The organism is Flavobacterium azizsancarii (assembly GCF_027980145.1).
In the GTDB taxonomy this organism is placed as follows: domain Bacteria; phylum Bacteroidota; class Bacteroidia; order Flavobacteriales; family Flavobacteriaceae; genus Flavobacterium; species Flavobacterium azizsancarii.
Map to the genome: position 1 here is coordinate 59387 of NZ_JAMZNK010000005.1, position 18269 is coordinate 77655.

At 32.7% G+C, this 18269-nt stretch carries 18 protein-coding genes; 7 read left to right on the forward strand and 11 right to left on the reverse strand.

Annotated features, from left to right (window positions below):
* Positions 1-626: 626 nt before the first annotated feature.
* The 8 genes from arsB to NJT12_RS04685 all read right to left on the reverse strand — a co-directional run bounded on the left by arsB (position 627) and on the right by NJT12_RS04685 (position 5806).
* Entirely contained in the window at positions 627-1688 is a 1062-nt protein-coding gene (arsB, locus tag NJT12_RS04650) for an ACR3 family arsenite efflux transporter (protein WP_271334738.1), read from the reverse strand.
* A 1-nt stretch (position 1689) separates the two neighbouring features.
* Positions 1690-2319: a low molecular weight phosphatase family protein gene (locus tag NJT12_RS04655; protein WP_271334739.1), complete on the reverse strand. Its 630-nt coding sequence runs from the start codon at positions 2317-2319 to the stop codon at positions 1690-1692.
* An 18-nt stretch (positions 2320-2337) separates the two neighbouring features.
* Entirely contained in the window at positions 2338-2811 is a 474-nt protein-coding gene (locus NJT12_RS04660; protein ID WP_271334740.1) for a DUF6428 family protein, read from the reverse strand.
* Between the two features lie 18 nt (positions 2812-2829).
* A complete protein-coding gene (locus NJT12_RS04665) occupies positions 2830-3162 on the reverse strand; it encodes an ArsR/SmtB family transcription factor (RefSeq protein ID WP_271334741.1) in 333 nt (110 codons plus the stop codon).
* Between the two features lie 86 nt (positions 3163-3248).
* A complete protein-coding gene (locus NJT12_RS04670; RefSeq protein WP_271334742.1) occupies positions 3249-3980 on the reverse strand; it encodes a DUF3667 domain-containing protein in 732 nt (243 codons plus the stop codon).
* A 13-nt stretch (positions 3981-3993) separates the two neighbouring features.
* The gene (locus NJT12_RS04675) at positions 3994-4380 is read right to left on the reverse strand and encodes a DoxX family protein (RefSeq protein ID WP_271334743.1); all 387 of its coding nucleotides are present in this window, start codon (positions 4378-4380) and stop codon (positions 3994-3996) included.
* Between the two features lie 107 nt (positions 4381-4487).
* Positions 4488-5276, reverse strand: a complete 789-nt coding sequence (locus tag NJT12_RS04680; RefSeq protein ID WP_271334744.1) for an anti-sigma factor — start codon at positions 5274-5276, stop codon at positions 4488-4490.
* The gene (locus NJT12_RS04685) at positions 5276-5806 is read right to left on the reverse strand and encodes an RNA polymerase sigma factor (protein ID WP_068840691.1); all 531 of its coding nucleotides are present in this window, start codon (positions 5804-5806) and stop codon (positions 5276-5278) included. The genes NJT12_RS04680 and NJT12_RS04685 overlap by 1 nt, the downstream gene beginning before the upstream one ends.
* Positions 5807-6178: 372 nt before the next feature.
* On the opposite strand from NJT12_RS04685, the gene NJT12_RS04690 reads away from it, so the two are divergent.
* The gene (locus tag NJT12_RS04690) at positions 6179-6313 is read left to right on the forward strand and encodes a hypothetical protein (RefSeq protein ID WP_271334745.1); all 135 of its coding nucleotides are present in this window, start codon (positions 6179-6181) and stop codon (positions 6311-6313) included.
* Positions 6314-6675: 362 nt separating this feature from the next.
* Positions 6676-7263: a glutathione peroxidase gene (locus NJT12_RS04695; RefSeq protein WP_271334746.1), complete on the forward strand. Its 588-nt coding sequence runs from the start codon at positions 6676-6678 to the stop codon at positions 7261-7263.
* Positions 7264-7704: 441 nt separating this feature from the next.
* Here the strand turns inward: NJT12_RS04695 and NJT12_RS04700 are convergent, their stop codons facing one another.
* Together NJT12_RS04700 and NJT12_RS04705 are read right to left on the reverse strand one after the other, a co-directional pair.
* Positions 7705-8202, reverse strand: coding sequence for a GNAT family N-acetyltransferase (locus tag NJT12_RS04700; RefSeq protein WP_271334747.1), 498 nt, complete (start codon positions 8200-8202; stop codon positions 7705-7707).
* Positions 8203-8342: 140 nt separating this feature from the next.
* A complete protein-coding gene (locus tag NJT12_RS04705; protein ID WP_271334748.1) occupies positions 8343-9521 on the reverse strand; it encodes a thioredoxin family protein in 1179 nt (392 codons plus the stop codon).
* 173 nt (positions 9522-9694) lie between these two features.
* Here NJT12_RS04705 and menD point away from each other — a divergent pair, with 173 nt between their 5' ends.
* On the forward strand, positions 9695-11356 hold the full coding sequence (menD, locus tag NJT12_RS04710; protein ID WP_271334749.1) for a 2-succinyl-5-enolpyruvyl-6-hydroxy-3-cyclohexene-1-carboxylic-acid synthase: 1662 nt from the start codon (positions 9695-9697) through the stop codon (positions 11354-11356).
* A gap of 82 nt (positions 11357-11438) precedes the next feature.
* On the opposite strand, the gene NJT12_RS04715 is transcribed toward menD, so the two are convergent.
* Positions 11439-12788, reverse strand: a complete 1350-nt coding sequence (locus tag NJT12_RS04715; protein WP_271334750.1) for a M28 family metallopeptidase — start codon at positions 12786-12788, stop codon at positions 11439-11441.
* Between the two features lie 167 nt (positions 12789-12955).
* On the opposite strand from NJT12_RS04715, the gene NJT12_RS04720 reads away from it, so the two are divergent.
* From NJT12_RS04720 to NJT12_RS04735, 4 genes are all read left to right on the forward strand, one after another.
* The gene (locus NJT12_RS04720) at positions 12956-13816 is read left to right on the forward strand and encodes a CvfB family protein (RefSeq protein ID WP_271334751.1); all 861 of its coding nucleotides are present in this window, start codon (positions 12956-12958) and stop codon (positions 13814-13816) included.
* Positions 13817-15640: 1824 nt separating this feature from the next.
* Positions 15641-16474, forward strand: coding sequence for a 1,4-dihydroxy-2-naphthoyl-CoA synthase (locus tag NJT12_RS04725; protein WP_035681238.1), 834 nt, complete (start codon positions 15641-15643; stop codon positions 16472-16474).
* A gap of 71 nt (positions 16475-16545) precedes the next feature.
* Entirely contained in the window at positions 16546-17508 is a 963-nt protein-coding gene (menA, locus tag NJT12_RS04730) for a 1,4-dihydroxy-2-naphthoate octaprenyltransferase (RefSeq protein WP_271334752.1), read from the forward strand.
* Positions 17509-17539: 31 nt separating this feature from the next.
* Complete coding sequence (locus tag NJT12_RS04735) at positions 17540-18217, forward strand: metal-dependent hydrolase (RefSeq protein ID WP_271334753.1); 678 nt, start codon at positions 17540-17542, stop codon at positions 18215-18217.
* Positions 18218-18269 lie beyond the last annotated feature (52 nt).

Below are 18269 nucleotides of genomic sequence, written 5' to 3' on the forward strand. Positions count from 1 at the left end.
TTTCACATTAGGAGCTATTTCCTGCTATTCGTTCCAATCTTTTGCTTTTTAAAGAAAAAAGCAAAAGGATTTCCACTACTATCAGGGCTAGGATATTCGTTTTTATAATACCATATTAAAAGTAAAGAAATAAAACAAAACCTGTAAAATAAAGCCAGTAGCTAATACTGATTAAAAATAAAAATGCCATCTTTTGAACATAGCAAACGGTTTTAACCGTTTGAAGGTATTATATGAATAACACATAATAATAAATTACATTATCATAATCCGCATCCTTTTGAAACCTCGGACTATAGTTCAATGTCATTAAGTTAAGGAATTAGTAAAAAGACAGAGAAGTAATAGCAAAGTTTGTCATCTCGACCAAGGAGAGATCGCACTAGTATTTGCTTTCAGATATTCGCCAATCTTTATAGAGTTACGAGTGTGATTTACTGCGTCTGTTCACTATCGCTCGGCTCTATCGGCCGAATGAAAGATTGTGTTTAAACTTTGCGCCTTTGTGCGATTAATTTTATTTACTAAAAAGCCTAACCTAATGACATTGGGCAATAGTTGAATACGAAAGAACCAAAATCTAAAAAAAAACTTAGCAACTTAAACTCTCAGAGCCTTAGAATCTCTTACAAAAAATATCTCTTCCTAAACCAATAAGCAACATTTACCAAAGCTATCAAAGCAGGAACTTCGACTAAAGGACCAATAACACCTGCGAATGCCTGACCACTATTAATACCAAAAACACCAATAGCAACGGCAATTGCCAATTCAAAATTATTTCCGGTAGCCGTAAAAGCAATTGCAGTACTTTTAGAATAATCAGCACCAAAATACTTTCCGGTAAAAAAGCTAATCACAAACATTAATCCAAAATAGAGCATTAATGGAATTGCAATCCGAATCACGTCCATCGGAATCTCAACAATTAATTCTCCTTTTAAACTAAACATGAGAACAATAGTAAATAATAATGCAATTAAAGTAACAGGAGAAATAAATGGAATGTATTTATTTTGAAACCAATTTTCACCTTTAAGTTTTATTAATCCGTAACGGCTTATAATTCCAAGTGCAAACGGAATCCCTAAATAAATTCCAACACTTTCTGCGATCTGAAAAATGCTAATAGTAACATTGAAACCTGTATATCCAAAATAGGGTGGCAGGACAGTGATAAATATATAAGCGTAAACACTATAAAGTAAAACCTGAAAAATACTGTTTAAAGCAATTAAGCCGGCAGCATATTCCCGGTTTCCATCTGCTAAATCATTCCAGACTACAACCATTGCAATACAACGCGCTAAGCCAATCAAGATTAACCCGATCATATATTCAGGATAATCTTTTAAAAATAAGAGCGCTAAAGCAAACATTAAAATTGGTCCAATAATCCAGTTTAAAAATAAAGAAGCACCCAATACTTTCGTATTTTTAAAAACTTCTCCCATTTTTTCGTACTTCACTTTTGCTAATGGAGGATACATCATCAAAATTAGTCCAATAGCCAACGGAATATTAGTTGTACCGTTGGAAAACGAATTAATGAAATTTCCGCTTGATGGAAAAAAGTAACCAATCGAAACACCAATAGCCATGGCGATAAAAATCCAAAGCGTTAGAAAACGATCAAGAAAACTTAATTTTTTTCTTTCCGCTACAGGATAGCAATGATTAACAGTCATATTATTTTTTTATTTGAGAGAAAACATAAAACATTTCAGTGGCAATTTGCAAACTGCGTTCCTGATATTTTTCGGTTTGTTCAATAGTATTATCAAAATCTTTTGGATCTTCATAAGTAATCGCAATTCTTTTTTCTGCCCCAGTTATAAAAGGACAGCCGCCATCAGCCTGAGAACAGGTCATGATAGCGGCAAATCTATTTTGAGGATTAAAATCATCATCATAAGTTTTGGAAAAAACTATAACCGGAATTTCATTTTCAGAGAACTTTATCATGTAAACAGGATTATTTCCTTCAGAAAGCACCTTAATTTTAAAACCTGATTTTTCTAATGTTTCAGTAACTTTAGGAAATAACGCAGTAGCTTCGGTTCCGCCAGAATAGCAAAAAATATTTCCAATTCCGTAATAATGAGCCGCGGTTTGCGCCCAAACTTGTGCTAAGTGGCTTCTTCTCGAATTATGTGTACAAATTAAATTCAACCTGATTTCTTGTTGATAGTCAAATTTCGACTGAACAAACTCAACAAGTGGCTGCAATGTATCTTTACGATCTTTAGAAATTACTGTAAAATCAAAAGACAAAACTAAAGATTGAATTTTTGGAAATAAAGGGTTCTGATCCTGCATTTTATAATCTTTTAAAATTTAACAACAACTTCCTCCAGGTGTGCAGGAATTAGCATCATCCGTATTTAATTGAGTCAGTTTAAGTTTTGGTTTTTCAGACGGAATTCCGCATTGATCCATAGCCAGACAAGCTGTAGTTTTATTTAATAACAGAAAATCCTTTCCGTTAAAACCCAGATCATATTTGCCAATGGTATTATTCTGATATTCGACTTCTATTTCAAAATCTTCAATTCCCAAAACTTTTTCAGACAGTTCTATAATATGTACTAATTTTTTAGGTTTTAAACGATGTTCGTAATCGTTTGCATCCCAAAGCTGAAAGTTCACTACAGTTTCTTTACGTACAACTCCGCCACAATCGATAAAGTTTTTGGTCACCAAACCTACTTCGGTTACATGAAAATATTCCGGAACAAAGTTTCCATCCGGTAATTGAAAATTTACTGCTTCAACAGTAGTAAGTATGTTTTTAATTTCTGAAAGTTTCATAATAATTTATTTTAATGGTTAACAACATTCGTTTTTTCTTTTTTCTAAATGAAGGTCTATTTGCGTAAAGAAAACTTTGATTTTTTCAAAGCCAACTTCGTTAATGCAGTAACATATCGCATTTCCTTCAATATTTCCTTTTATGAGTCCTGCATTCTTTAATTCTTTTAAATGCTGAGAAACTGTTGGCTGCGAAAGCGGTAATTCGTTTACGATATCGCCGCAAATACAGGTATTTACCTTAAGCAAATATTCTATAATGGCAATTCTTGCCGGATGCCCCAATGCTTTCGTCAAAATAGCCAACTCGTTTTGTTTCTCTGTAAAGTGATCTGATTTTGTAGCCCCCATCGTTTTATTTTTATATTGCAATATTACGATATAGATTGAAGTAAAAAAAGAAAAAAAATGTTATAATTTTGTTATTTAAGAATATTTTAAAAAAGTCTACCGGTCACTATCAGTATAATAGCCATGATTATTAAAAAACAAATTAAAAAAATGATGTGACTTAATACCGATAAAAAGAATGCTTTGATTTTTGATATTTTATTAAAAAATTGAATATTAGTCCACATTGTCAGGACAATATCAATTGCATAAATAAAACTTGTAGCCTTTTGAATTTCAGGTGTTCCATTATAATAGATCAGCAACGGAAATAATAAGAGATGTGAAAAAAGCTTTTGAGAAGCCTTAAAAGTATTCAGAACAAAAAGTTCGACAAAATTATAGCCTTGCTTTCTAAAACAAATATAAGTTCCTATGGTAAACAAAGGAATTATAGCAATTGTTATCCATGAAAAATGCGTAGACATCCATTCGTTGAATTTATTATAATTAAAATCATTATTTGCTGTATTTGATAATGAATTAATATTAAAGTAGTGATACAGAACACCGTAAAGTGTAGCTAAAATCACTACCAGAGACAAAGGTTTAAAGTGATTCACTCTCTTTCCTTCGATAAATTCCCTGACAGAATCTCCGGGCCTTGTAAATAATTGCTTTAAAGAATAAAGAATCCCTTTGTCAAAATACAATAAGCCATGCTGTATATCATGCCATAAAAAATGCCCATTTATTTTATGCGTTTCTGCAGGCTGGCCACAATTATTACAATAATGCCCTTTGTAAGTTTGATGGCAATTTTTACAGATGATCTCCATTCTCAGTTATATTTTATTTGATTGTGCTTTTTGCAAATCCTTGAGGATACATAATCGCAAGTAAAACAATAATGAGTAAAAAATTATATTCCATACCGTTTCTTCCGCCGCCAACAACAAACCAGCCTTCTTGAAAATGAACGAGTATAATTCCCATTATCAGTACAAAAATAGTTACAAATCCGGCAAGCTTAATATATTTATTCAAAACTAAAAGTATTGCAGCTATAATATGCGACAATTTAATTAGCCAGGCGATAACAACACCAAAAGGAGCAAAACCAATCTGGTTGAGATATAAATTCCCAAAATCATTAATTCCGTTATTAAATATCCCCAAAACAGAGTGGGAGAGAAGAATAATAGCAACTGCAAGTCGTAAAATCAAAGTTCCGTTCATGATTTAACTGGTTTTGGTTTAGTGGTAGTTATCTGTATTAAAAATAATAAAAAAGCGCATATTAAAATAAATTAATATGCGCTCAGATATTTATGCTAAATTTAGTTTTAAACTTTTCCTAATGTATACAATTGCGTCATTGTAGGAGTTAAACTTCCTCCTGCAGGTTCAAGAGTAATACCAAAAGCTTCTGCTGAATCTGTTTGGCTTACTGCAAATATTTTTTGATTATTTCCTTCAAAATTATCCAGTAAACCAATACTTGTTGGCGTAAGAACAGGACTTAATTTTAAAGACCAAACCTGATATACCATTCCTTTTGGAGGTGTTGGTAAACCCGCCGCATCAATATAAGTGGTTTTCGTCTCCTTGTTCCAATATACTTTTGCAAATGAATTAGGAGAAACTGCCTGACCACCAAGTGTTACGCCAGTATTTTTAATGTCTCTAACAATTGTTAAGTTTTTTTCCGTTTCCTTATTTTGCTGGTCTAAGAAAGCATATTCTCTCTCGATTTTATTTTTCTCCGTACCAACAGCACTGATCACTTCTTTTGTTTTTGTAAGCTCTAATGTCTGATATCCAAGGCCTAAAAGCAACAATACAGCCGCAGCCCAACCCACATATTGAGACCAGTTTGATGCTGGTTTCATATCGACAACCTTGCCATGTTTGAGTTCTAAACGAGCTTTTATCTTTTCGAAATTAGCTACCGAATGAAAAGGCGAAAAACTTGACGATAAAGCGACAATCGCTTTTTCTATCGAAATAATTTCCTGATCAACTTCAACATTCTTTTTAGCTACTTCGGCTATTTCCAGATTTTCAGTTTCGGTCAATAAACCGTAAACATATAATTCCAGAATTCCTGATTCTATATATTCTTGTGCTTCCATTATATTTTTAAATAATTACGTAAATCGTTAATACAGTTTCTGTTTTGCGTTTTGATAGTTCCCAATGGCATTGCCAATTCTTCTGAAGCTTCTTGTTGGGTATATCCTTTAAAAAATAATAAATCAATAATCTCAATACATTTTGGTTTCAATTTTTTTACAAATTCCTGAATTCCAATTGTATCAATTCTATTAGTAAGTTTATTACTGTCGTCTAACAGATTTACGAAATTATCTGAAGAAAGGTTTTTTTGACTGTTATTAAAATTTTTAGATCTTAATTTATCGATAGACGTATTTCGGGCAATATTAAGGATCCAGGTATAAAATCGACCTTTACTCTCGTTATAAGAATCAATGTTTTTCCAGATTTTGACAAAAACTTCCTGCAAAACATCTTCTGCCTCTTCACGGTTTTTTATAAGAACATTGATGACCGAAAACAAACTTTTTGAGTACATATCGTACAAATGGGTAAAAGCTCTTTCGTCTTTCTTGTAAATTAAAACTAATAATTCTTCCTGACTCATAGATGTGGATTTTTAAGCTTAAACAAAATTTTCAAGTATATAATGTGTAACAAGTATATAATGTGTAACCTGAGATAAAGATAATTTATTTTTTCTTGAAAAATAGAATTTTTTTAACAGGCTTAAACCTAGGAAAATAAAGCATTTAAAATAAATATTGCTTTTTTTTCATTTTTTGAAAACCAAAAGTAGTCCAGTTACGTAAATGCTATTATAACATCACATAATAATTTTGAAAAATAGCAGAAGGAAAGAAAACAACCTCAAATTTTAAAATATGGAGGTGTTTATCATGATGAGAGAGCATAAAATTTATTATCAATCAGATAATAAAAAAGTAAAACAAATCTCAATAAATAAAATTTCAGCGTCATGACTAAGATAAATAATTTAAAAATATTGGTTGTTGGTTTAACGACCGTTCTTGCATTAACAAGCTTTACTGGTAATGATTTCAAAAATAATATTGTAAAAAATAAATATTCAAATTTTAATCAGGTAGGTTAAAATAAAAAAATAGTTGGTGTCTCCGGACTTCCAAACTGAAAATGAATAGAATATTAAATGCCCAATTTACACTCATAATAATAAACGCCAATAAAAAAGATTAGATAAGATATATATTAAGGTTATATGATTCTAAAAATAATTTTCAGTATAAACAGAGAGACATCAACTATAATTTTAACTAACAGAATAAAATAAAAAACAACAATTAATTCATGGTTTGATTTGTTTGTATGGGGGGAAGCCTAGCGTCTGATTAACGCTAGGCTTCAATTTTTTATTTAACTTTTGTTTAATAAAAATAAAGCAATCAAAGTATTTAAAGAAAACGGATTTTAACTAATTTTATAAAAAATTAAACGATGAAAAAAATAGCATTAATAGCTTTTGGGGCAGTCTTATTGTTAAGCTCGCAACTTCAGGCTCAAACGAGTAAAAATAAAGTATCTAAAACAGATAAGGTCATGGCAAAAGAAAACATCTACCAATTTAAGGTTCAGGATTTATCAGGAGATACATTCGATTTCGCTTCTTTAAAAGGTAAAAAAGTAATGATTGTAAACACAGCTTCAAAATGCGGTTTAACACCTCAATACAAAGATCTTGAAGCAATTTACAAAGAATACAAGGACAAAGGTTTTGTAATTGTAGGTTTTCCTGCTAATAATTTTGCCTCGCAAGAACCGGGAACAAACAAAGAAATCGAAACATTCTGCCAGCAAAATTACGGTGTAACATTCCCAATGATGGATAAAGTTTCTGTAAAAGGAGATGATATGTGCGAAGTATATAAATTCCTGACGCAAAAATCTAAAAATGGTTTACAGGATTCTGAAGTTGAATGGAACTTTCAGAAATACCTAATCAACGAAAAGGGCGAATTGGTTAAAGTAATTAAACCAAGAACTTTAGTTACAGAACCTGAAGTAATCAATTGGATAAAAAGTTAATTAATAACTATCTCAACCAAAAAATCCACAAATTTGAATTTTCAAGTTTGTGGATTTTTTTTAGTTATGCTAATTTTTTAGCATATTTAAGATGAATCAATATGAAAACCTGTGGAGAGGAAAAAATTTACCGCAAAGAACGCTAAGTTTTTTTACTCTGGGCTTTTATAAAATTGTAAAGTTCACAAAGCTTTGTATTAACTTAGTTTTGCGAACTCCATTGCGCATTTACAATAATGTATTTATATAGATTTTATCATAATCTTGTCATTTCTACGAAGGAGACCTGCGTGATAGCGACAGACGCAGTAAATCATACTAGCTGATCGATAAAGATTAGCGTTTTTGGAGATAGAGTTTCTTGTATTAAAAATGAGAATAAAACCCGCGTCCATCAGTATTTTCGTATAAGCGAATCCGTATCATCCGCGTGCCATCCTACTATCTCAATATCAATTGCATGAAGACTAAGTCAAGCCAGTGATCAAATTTATAACCAACCTCACGAATAGTTCCTGTTGCAACAAAACCAAATCTTTCGTGAAAAGCGATACTGCCTGCATTATCAGCGTCGATAGCGCCAATCATTACGTGATAACCTTGTTCTTTTGCCAGACGAATCAATTCCGTCAATAGTTTCGACCCAATACCTTTTCCTATGATATTATCAACTACATAAACGGAATGTTCGATTGTGTATTGATAACCAATTTTTTCACGAAATTGACCATAACTCCCAAAACCAACCACTTCTTTATCTAACTCAGCAACGACAACGGGAAGATTTTTAGCTGTTTTATCTTCAAACCATTTTGTTTGTATATCAAGAGTTTGAATGTCATAATTATAATTTGCAGTTGTATGTAAAATTGAATGATTTACAATTTCTAAGATTTTTTCTAAGTCGTTAGTTGTTGCCGGTCTAAGTATTACGTTCATGGTTTTTTTGATAGTTTTTTGCTGCGAATACACAAATTAGTTAGCAAAATTAATTCGTGTATTCATGGCTATTTTAATTGTTGTTTTTTTTAAATTTTACTTGGCACAGTACGCTTTGGGATAATTATTGAAATTCAATCCTATTTCTTATTGAGTTCTGCTAATAAATCATCTGCATCTTTAGTGCCCCAGCCCATTTCGGCACCAATAACCTTAGCATCTTTGGCATACTTTAAAGCTGATTTTTTATCTTTTATCTTATTGTAAAGTCTTGCCAAAAGTAAATTCCCATCATAAGAATCGTTTAACTCTATAGAGTGTTTTACCCACGAAATTGCCTTTTTCAATGCTTCAGCATCTGAAATATGTTTCAAATACGTTTGTCCGATATCCTTAAGGAAACTGGCATCATTCCAAACTAACTTTTCTGTATTTTCCAGCGTCACTTTTTTATAAAAATCCCATTTTTCAGTTCTTTCTGCTAAAGTTAAATCAAACTTAAAAACGAGAGAATCTGTTTTTTGCAAGCGAATAGATTTTATTATTTCTCTTTGTTTATAATAGTTTATCGTATCTAAATTATCAACATAAGGACGGAGAGACTCATTAACGATACTTTCGATTTTGCGATCAATACGATTTTGAGAAGCTACCGCCGCAAAATCCTTTTGGTGATTCAAAACATATTGAAATTCTCTTGATTTAATATCCGTGACTCCGTTTGCAATCACGCGCCAGTTCAATTCGCTAACCAACTGAGCATCTGATTGTGTATTTAGGTAAATATGAGTCGGAATAGACAAATCAGTACGATCTTTTCCTTTTTTCAATGTATTTAAATAGGCGAAAAATTTGTTTGAATTACCTGGATCTGCAAGAAACTCTTTTTCTAAATAAGGCAATTGCATTCTTGAATTCAAAGCATAATTAGCTTCGGTCAGAAAATCTGCTTTTTTTGATTCTCCTTTTAAAGCATATAAAAGCGTTTCAGTTTTTGGATCTATAAATAAAAATGTAGGCAATGATTTAGTATTGTACTTATCTTTTAGCGCAATTCCTTCTTCTTTTTCTACATTTTTCCAAACGCAAACGTAATTTTTATTTAAAAAATCCATTACTGAAGGATCACTAAATACTTCTTTTTTCATTTGGTTACAATGTGGGCACCAATCAGCATAAAGCATTACAAAAAGAGGTTTTCCCTGAATTTTTGCATTTTCTATCGCTGTTTTATACGGTACATCAACTGGAACAAACTGATTTTGAGAGTTTGCGATTTGCAAGGAAAGACAAAGAAAAAATAGGTAGAAGAAACGCATATCGAGTTTATTTTATTAAAAAATCTGTTTTACAAATATATCCCCTTTTTCTAAAAACAGCCTTAATATCTTCCTATTTATAAGTTAAATCCACCGCGAAGTTTGTAACTTTGTAGTATCAAAAAGAAATCTTTGACTTTTAGATTTCTTTACAATAGTAATACGACATAATAATGATTTACCCCAAAATAGCGCTTGCTCAAAGCATTATCGAAATTTGTTCAGCAAAAGGAATCACCAATATTATAATTTCTCCGGGATCAAGAAACGCACCTTTAACGATAGGATTTGCTCAAAATCCTGATTTTAAATGTTACAGCATCGCTGACGAACGCTGTGCAGCTTTTTTTGCACTGGGAATTGCACAACAAACCAAATTGCCAACTGCAATTGTTTGTACCTCAGGATCTGCATTGTTGAACTATTATCCTGCTGTAGCAGAAGCATTTTACAGCCAGATACCATTAATCGTGATTTCTGCAGATCGTCCTCAAAGCAAGATTGATATTGGCGACGGGCAAACGATTCGTCAGGAGAATGTTTTTCAGAACCATTCTGTTTTCAATGCTAATTTGACCGAAGATGCTTCTGTTGAAAATGATTTAAAAATCAATAAAGCAATCGAAACCGCTATTCTTCAAAAAGGTCCGGTTCATATTAATGCTCCATTCGAAGAACCATTATACGAAATGGTTGATAGACTTTTTGTACAATCAAAAATCACACATTCGGAGGAAATTATAGGTACAAAAATTATCGAAAATTTAGAAGATTTTACTTCACTTTGGAATTCAGCCAAAAGAAAGCTTGTTCTTGTTGGCGTTGATGAAGCAAATAGTATTGATCAGGAAACAATAGATAACTTAGCCCATGATCCGTCAATTGTTGTATTGACAGAAACAACATCAAATTTGCATCATCCAAGTTTTATTAATAGTATAGATACTTTAATTACGCCATTTGATGATGCTGATTTTAAAGCTTTTCAGCCGGAAATTTTAATTACTTTTGGCGGAATGATCGTTTCTAAACGAATCAAGGCATTTTTACGAAAATACAAACCAAAAGAACATTGGCATATTGATACTTTGCGCGCATATGACACTTTTAGTGCTTTAACGCAGCATTTTGTGATGCAGCCCAATGATTTTTTCAAAGAATTGCTTGCTAAAACCGCTTTTACAGAAAGTACTTATTTTGCCGAAACAGATAAAATTTATGAGTTAAGAAAAATTCGAAGAAACGAATATCTTAGTAAAATTCAGTTTTCAGATTTCAAAGTTTTCGAAAAAGTAATTGAGAGTTTACCTATACAAAGTCAATTGCAAATTAGTAATAGTTCTGCAATTCGTTATGCTCAATTAATAGATATCGATCCGTCTATAGAAGTTTTTTGCAACAGAGGAACAAGTGGTATTGACGGAAGTACATCAACGGCTATCGGTTCTGCTGTTGGAAGTGGAAAACAAACTGTATTTATTACCGGAGATATTGGTTTTCTCTACGACAGCAATGCCTTGTGGAATTCTTATATTCCTGAAAATTTCAAAATTATTTTAATTAATAATGGAGGAGGAGGCATTTTTAGAATTCTTCCGGGACATGAAGAGAAGCCCGTTTTTAATACTTTTTTCGAAACTTCTCATAACTTAACAGCTGAACATTTGGCTAAGATGTATCAGATGAATTATTTTTCGGCAACTAATGAAGATTCTCTAACCAGGAATATCGAAGCGTTATACGAAGCGAATGATAAACCGTGTATCTTAGAAATTTTTACACCAACTTTTGAAAATGATGTTGTTCTAAAACAATATTTTAAAGAGCTAACGTAAGATTTTATATTACAATACAGAAAATATCAGAGTATATTTCTATAATAAAAAAAGCGCCTATTGGCGCTTTTATATTTTATACTTAACGAATTGGAATAGGGAATACAGGTAAACTTGCGTGTCCTAAAGCATCAACCGCTTGAACAGCAAAAAAGTAATTATCTTTAGAATAGGGTATTTCTGCCTTTGTATCTTTTACAAAAAAAGTTTTTTCCCAATGAGACGATGCCGTTTCTCTCATCAAAATTTGATAGCCAAATTGTGCTTTTTCATCAGGAGCATTCCAGGACAGAGTCGAAGAATTAGAAAGGTTTTTAACTTCTATACCTACATTAATCGGTGCTTTTGGTGACGATGCTAAGTTGGCTAAAGTGGCTAAATTAGAACAGGTGTTTTTTCTTAGATAATCAAAATCCATAAATTCAACGAGATCACCATATTTAATGCCGTTTTCTGTTCTTAGATCCTGATGCTGATGATCGAAATTTTCATTCATTTCACAAAAACGAACCGCTGTGAAACCATTCTGGCTGAATGGTGTATGATCGCCACCACGCAAAAAACGGTCATTTCTATATACTAATTTCACAGTCAATTGATCTACATATTGTTCTGTAGCAGTTTTGATATAACGCGCCAATAATCTCGACGGACTATCATTATCACGATTTGTTGCTTTACGCATTTTAGCCTCCTCTTCAGTCTCTATGAACGGAATTGTCTCACTAAAAACTCTTATTTGCGTGTTATCTCTCAAATTTGTTCCGCTTGACAGACTATTTCCAATCATATCATTGTTTAGCATTGCAATGACATTCCAATTTGCTGCTTTGGCTGTTTCTGCAAGATGACGAGCACCAATAAGACCTTGTTCTTCACCGACTACAGCAACAAAGATAATCGTAGCAGAAAATGCTCTTTTACTCATTACTTTAGCCAGTTCCATTACAGCAGCAACTCCTGACGCATCATCATTTGCACCCGGAGCATCTGATTTTATATTCATAACGTCTGAAACCCTGGAATCAAGATGTCCGCTTATAATAAGGACACGATTGTCATTTGGATCAGTTCCTTTTAAGGTTGCCATTACATTACCAAGCTCACTGTCTTTATTGATACGTTTTCCATCTGCTTTTACAGTAAAATAATCAATTGTAGCAGTTAATCTTCCGTTAGACTCTAAAGCATATTTGTCAAACTCAGATTTCACCCATTGCTGTGCGGCGCCAATTCCTTTAGTTTTACTTTTAGTATCACTTAGTGTATGCCTTGTTCCAAAAGAGACTAGCTTACGAACAGTCGCTTCCAGATTTTCGGCTTTAATTTCGGTTATCATTTTTTTTATCTCCGGATCTTCGGCAACTTGAGAAAGGGCAATCTGAGTAAAAAACAGAAAAGCAAAAACAGAATAAAAAAGAGGTTTTTTCATTGATTTGGAATTAATTTTAGATGCTCAAATTTAATTAAAAAAAGAGAAATCCGAAAAAAGATCTTTCTTCATTATTTATGCAAAACATTTTTCGTCGTACCATTTTCAAACTTCGTACATTTGCACTTTAAAAACTCAGCTACTTTTTAGCTTAGAATCTCAAGAATATGATTGAAATAGGAAAATACAATACCCTTACTATATTACGTGATACCAAAGTTGGTTTATTTTTAGGAAATCCTGAAGAAGATCCGGAAGGGATTCACGATATTTTATTACCCAATAAATACGTTCCCAATGAATTTGAAATAGGCGAGGAATTAATCGTCTTTGTTTATTTGGACCACGAACAACGCCCGGTCGCAACAACACTTGAACCTTATATTTTATTGAATGAATTTGCTCTTTTAAGAGTGAATTACACCAATCAGGTTGGTGCTTTTATGGACTGGGGAATGGAAAAAGATATTCTCGTTCCGTTCAAGGAACAAGCCCGCCCTATGGAAAAAGGAAAACGTTACCTCGTTTACCTTTACATGGACGAAAAAACCAATCGTTTGGTAGCTTCAAGTAAATTGAATCAATTTTTAAGCAATGAAAACCTGACGGTTGAAAAAGGAGAAGAAGTTGATTTGATCGTTTCGCATATTACCGAATTAGGTATCAATGTGATTATCAATGAGCAGCACAAAGGATTGTTGTACAAAGACGAAGTTTACGATGACGCGATCAGAACCGGAGACAGAATGATAGGATTTATAAAAAATATTCGTCCTGACAATAAAATAGATGTGGCTTTGCAAGTACAAGGTTATCAGAGTATTGAACCAAACGCAGAGAAGATACTAGACGAATTAAGAGCCAATCGCGGTTTTTTACGTCTAAATGACGCTTCGCACCCGGAAGATATTAAAACAGTTCTGAAAATGAGTAAAAAGACTTTCAAAAAAGCGATTGGAGCTTTATATAAAGACAAACTCATTGAAATTAAAGACGATGGGATTTATCTTGTAAAAGAAAACAATTAAAAAGATTAAAATTCCAAAATAAAAAAATTCCAAATTCCAATACGAGACGTACATATGGAATTTGGAATTTTTTTATTTTGGAATTTATTTGCATCACATTTAAAACATAGCCCGAGGTTTCAACCTTGGGAACGGGTTATGATAAAATATTGTCCAAACGGTTTAAACCGTTCGCTATGCTTGTATTTACTGAGAAAAAGATTAAACAAGATTTGCTTGAACAGTTTAACTAGTAGTTGAGATCAAATTCCAATATTAACGGTTATATTGAATTTGGAATTTTTTATATTGGAATTTATTTGCATCACATTTAGAACATAGCCTGAGGTTTCAACCTTGGGGACGGGTTGTGCTAAAATATTGTGTCCAAACGGTTGAAACCGTTCGCTATGTTTGTATTTACTGAGAAAAAGATTAAGCGAGGTTTGCTTGATCAGAGTAACTAGTATTTAAGATCAAATTCCAATATTAACGATTATATTGGAATTTGGAAATTTTTTATTTTGGAATTTATTTGCATCACATTTAAAACATAGCCCGAGGTTTCAACCTTGGGAACGGGTTATGCTAAAATATTGTGTCCAAACGGTTGAAACCGTTCGCTATGTTTGTATTTGTTGAGAAAAATATTAAACAAGATTTACTTGACCAGTTTAACTAGTATTTGAACACAAATCCCAATATTAACGCTTACATTGGAATTTGGAATTTAAAAAATTTGGAATTTATTTAAAACATAGCCCGAGGTTTCAACCTTGGGGACGGGTTATGCTAAGATATTATGTTCAAACGGTTGAAACCGTTCGCTATGTTGTATTTGCTGATAAAAACATTAAATGATATTTACTTGATCAGTTTAACTAGTACTTTATCTCAAATTCCAATATTAACGCTTACATTGGAATTTGGAATTTAAAAAATTTGGAATTTATTTAAATCATAGCCCGAGGTTTCAACCTTGGGGACGGGTTGTGCTAAAATATTGTGTCCAAATGGTTGAAACCGTTCGCTATGTTGTATTTGCTGAGAAAAAGATTAAGCGAGGTTTGCTTAATCAGAGTAACTAGTATTTGAAATCAAATTCCAATATAAACGTTCATATTGGAATTTGGAGTTTTAACTAATAACAGGAAAGGCTACTCATTACAAGTAGCCTTTCCCTTTTTATTCTAGTTTTAAAAAAAAATTGTAATTAAAAAAAAACAGAAATAAAATAAATTCGAATCCGTTCAAAAAATAACAGCTTTAAAAATTTTAGAAATTACTTCCTGAATCGGTATGTCTTTAAACAATCTATACATTCATATTAAAAGCGAAACATCAAGTTCACGGTTGTCCATTTGGTTTGATAAAATAACTTATAGAAAGTTTTAGTTAGCATTTTTTCCTCTTTTCGTAATCAATTATATACTAATTACTAAACAATTCCAGCATTTAACCTTAGGTGTTACTTTCTCCTTTTCGAAGTTTCAACAAATGAATAAATCATTTGCTCATTATTTAAGGGTTTACTAATAAAAACCGTAAAAAAATGAGCGACAAATTTTTTAAATTTTCTCAAAAAAATCATTTTTTAGGTTAATAAATCAGTGAAAGAAAATCAATCTAAAATCGACGAAATAAAATGTATCTCATTGATTTCTAGGGTGTAAAATTACTTATTATTTTTCGAAACTAATGTTAAAAAATGTTATTTTTTGTCGGCAGGCACCAATTGTTAACATTAGAAGTCATTTTCTCACAGACTTAAATTAAATTGAGTAGGTAAAAATATAAAAATGCTTTATTTTTACACTATAATTATTTAAAATAAAACAAATAGAAATGGATTGGATAACTGCCAGAGAATTTGAAGATATAACTTATAAAAAATGTAACGGGGTTGCAAGAATTGCTTTCAACAGACCAAATGTTAGAAATGCTTTTCGTCCTAAAACAACTTCAGAATTATACCAGGCTTTTTACGATGCACAAGAAGATACTTCGATAGGAGTAGTGTTGCTTTCGGCAGAAGGGCCATCGACTAAAGATGGTGTTTATTCTTTTTGCAGCGGAGGCGATCAAAATGCTCGCGGACATCAGGGTTACGTTGGCGAAGACGGACAACATCGTTTGAATATACTTGAAGTGCAGCGTTTAATTCGCTTTATGCCAAAAGTAGTCATTGCAGTTGTGCCGGGTTGGGCAGTTGGCGGCGGACATAGTTTACACGTAGTTTGCGACATGACATTGGCCAGTAAAGAACACGCCATTTTTAAACAAACAGATGCTGATGTAACTAGTTTCGACGGTGGTTACGGATCTGCTTATCTGGCAAAAATGGTAGGTCAGAAAAAAGCACGTGAGATTTTCTTTTTAGGGAGAAACTATTCAGCGCAGGAAGCTATGGATATGGGAATGGTAAATGCTGTTATTCCACACGATGAGTTAGAAGATACTGCATACGAATGGGCGCAGGAAATTCTTCAAAAATCACCAACTTCGATCAAAATGCTAAAATTTGCAATGAATTTAACCGACGACGGAATGGTTGGTCAACAGGTTTTTGCCGGAGAAGCAACCCGTCTTGCTTATATGACAGAAGAAGCAAAAGAAGGAAGAAATGCTTTCTTAGAAAAAAGAAAACCAAACTTTGGCGAAAACAAATGGTTGCCATAAAAAAATAAAATAGTTCCAAGTTCCAGGTTTCGTAATTTGAAACCTGAAAATAAATTTAACAAAAAATACGCATGAAACATTGGATTGAAGCCGCACGATTGCGCACATTGCCTTTATCAGTTTCCGGAATTATAGTTGGAAGTATTTACGCGCTTTCAAATCCAACCGCAACCATTGATACACCGACAGAAGTATTCAGCTGGAAAATTTTTGGTTTTGCATTATTAACAACATTAGGTTTACAGGTTTTATCCAATTTTGCCAATGATTACGGAGATGGTGTAAAAGGTACAGATAACGAAGACAGAGTAGGGCCAAAGCGTGCTATTCAGAGTGGAGTTATTACACCTCAGGCCATGAAAAAAGCGATAACAATTACAGCTGTATTGACTTTATTGTCTGCCATTACCTTAATTTATTTTGCCTTTGGCGAAACCAATTTCGGTTATTCAATTTTCTTTTTATTGCTGGGAATAGCTGCCATCGTTTCAGCAATTCGCTATACAGTAGGTAATTCTGCTTACGGATATAAAGGATTAGGCGATGCGTTTGTTTTCGTATTCTTCGGATTAGTAAGTACTTTAGGAGTGAACTTTTTATATTCTAAAGAAATTGATCCGCTTTTAATTCTTCCTGCAGTTGCCATTGGTTTATTAAGCGTAGGGGTTTTAAATCTTAATAATATGCGTGATGAAGAATCAGATCGAAAATCAGGAAAAAACACAATCGTTGTTAAAATGGGCGGGGCAAAAGCCAAAATATATCATTTTACGCTTATCATTACCGCTATGGTAGCAGTGGTGCTTTTTGCCATTTTAAGCGATTATAATTTCGATCAGTATTTATTTTTATTAGCTTATATACCTTTAACCAAACATTTAATTACCGTTTATAAAAATCAAGATCCTAAGCTTTTAGATCCGGAATTAAAAATACTCGCATTGAGTACATTTTTACTTTCGATTTTACTCACAGTATGTATGATTTCGTTGATTTCAGACATTATTGTTAACCTTTTCTTAGGCGGAAGATAAAACAAAAGTTCAACTTTAAAATTTAAACAAAATGAAAATTACATTTTACGGACACGCATCATTAGGCATTGAAGTGGGAGGGAAACACATTCTTGTTGATCCTTTTATTACAGGAAACCCAAAGGCTTCGGCAATTGATATAAATACACTAAAAGCAGATTATATTTTGCTTACACATGCACATGGCGATCACGTTCTGGACGTTGAAGCTATTGCAAAACGTACCAATGCAACGATTGTTTCTAATGCCGAAATTACAAGTTACTACGCTCAAAGAGAATTAAAAGCGCACCCAATGAATCACGGTGGAAGCTGGAATTTCGATTTTGGAAAAGTAAGATACGTAAACGCAATTCACTCAAGCTCCTTCTCAGATGGAACTTATGGAGGAAATCCCGGTGGTTTTGTGATCGAAAGCGAACATAAAAATATCTACATCGCAGGAGATACAGCGCTAACCTTCGATATGAAACTGATTCCGTTGCGAACAAAATTAGATTTGGCAATTCTGCCAATAGGAAATAACTTTACAATGGATGTCGAAGACGCTATTATTGCTTCAGACTTTATTGAATGCGACAAAATCCTTGGATATCATTTTGATACTTTTGGTTACATCGAAATCAATCATGAAGATGCTATTCGTCAATTTTTTGATAAAGGAAAAGACTTGATGCTTCTTGAAATAGGAGAATCAATTGAATTGTAATAATTAAGATCGTGGCAGGCTTTTTAGAATTTTTTAAGGAGCTGTTTCCCGC

What these genes read in the sequence shown, in the direction of transcription:
- NJT12_RS04715 (WP_271334750.1), bottom strand. Translation starts at nt 12,788, where the DNA reads ATGAAAAAACCTCTTTTTTATTCTGTTTTTGCTTTTCTGTTTTTTACT.
- NJT12_RS04700 (WP_271334747.1), bottom strand. Translation starts at nt 8,202, where the DNA reads ATGAACGTAATACTTAGACCGGCAACAACTAACGACTTAGAAAAAATC.
- NJT12_RS04685 (WP_068840691.1), bottom strand. Translation starts at nt 5,806, where the DNA reads ATGAGTCAGGAAGAATTATTAGTTTTAATTTACAAGAAAGACGAAAGA.
- NJT12_RS04720 (WP_271334751.1), top strand. Translation starts at nt 12,956, where the DNA reads ATGATTGAAATAGGAAAATACAATACCCTTACTATATTACGTGATACC.
- NJT12_RS04665 (WP_271334741.1), bottom strand. Translation starts at nt 3,162, where the DNA reads ATGGGGGCTACAAAATCAGATCACTTTACAGAGAAACAAAACGAGTTG.
- NJT12_RS04690 (WP_271334745.1), top strand. Translation starts at nt 6,179, where the DNA reads ATGACTAAGATAAATAATTTAAAAATATTGGTTGTTGGTTTAACGACC.
- menD (WP_271334749.1), top strand. Translation starts at nt 9,695, where the DNA reads ATGATTTACCCCAAAATAGCGCTTGCTCAAAGCATTATCGAAATTTGT.
- NJT12_RS04660 (WP_271334740.1), bottom strand. Translation starts at nt 2,811, where the DNA reads ATGAAACTTTCAGAAATTAAAAACATACTTACTACTGTTGAAGCAGTA.
- menA (WP_271334752.1), top strand. Translation starts at nt 16,546, where the DNA reads ATGAAACATTGGATTGAAGCCGCACGATTGCGCACATTGCCTTTATCA.
- NJT12_RS04695 (WP_271334746.1), top strand. Translation starts at nt 6,676, where the DNA reads ATGAAAAAAATAGCATTAATAGCTTTTGGGGCAGTCTTATTGTTAAGC.
- NJT12_RS04725 (WP_035681238.1), top strand. Translation starts at nt 15,641, where the DNA reads ATGGATTGGATAACTGCCAGAGAATTTGAAGATATAACTTATAAAAAA.
- NJT12_RS04670 (WP_271334742.1), bottom strand. Translation starts at nt 3,980, where the DNA reads ATGGAGATCATCTGTAAAAATTGCCATCAAACTTACAAAGGGCATTAT.
- NJT12_RS04680 (WP_271334744.1), bottom strand. Translation starts at nt 5,276, where the DNA reads ATGGAAGCACAAGAATATATAGAATCAGGAATTCTGGAATTATATGTT.
- NJT12_RS04675 (WP_271334743.1), bottom strand. Translation starts at nt 4,380, where the DNA reads ATGAACGGAACTTTGATTTTACGACTTGCAGTTGCTATTATTCTTCTC.
- arsB (WP_271334738.1), bottom strand. Translation starts at nt 1,688, where the DNA reads ATGACTGTTAATCATTGCTATCCTGTAGCGGAAAGAAAAAAATTAAGT.
- NJT12_RS04735 (WP_271334753.1), top strand. Translation starts at nt 17,540, where the DNA reads ATGAAAATTACATTTTACGGACACGCATCATTAGGCATTGAAGTGGGA.
- NJT12_RS04655 (WP_271334739.1), bottom strand. Translation starts at nt 2,319, where the DNA reads ATGCAGGATCAGAACCCTTTATTTCCAAAAATTCAATCTTTAGTTTTG.
- NJT12_RS04705 (WP_271334748.1), bottom strand. Translation starts at nt 9,521, where the DNA reads ATGCGTTTCTTCTACCTATTTTTTCTTTGTCTTTCCTTGCAAATCGCA.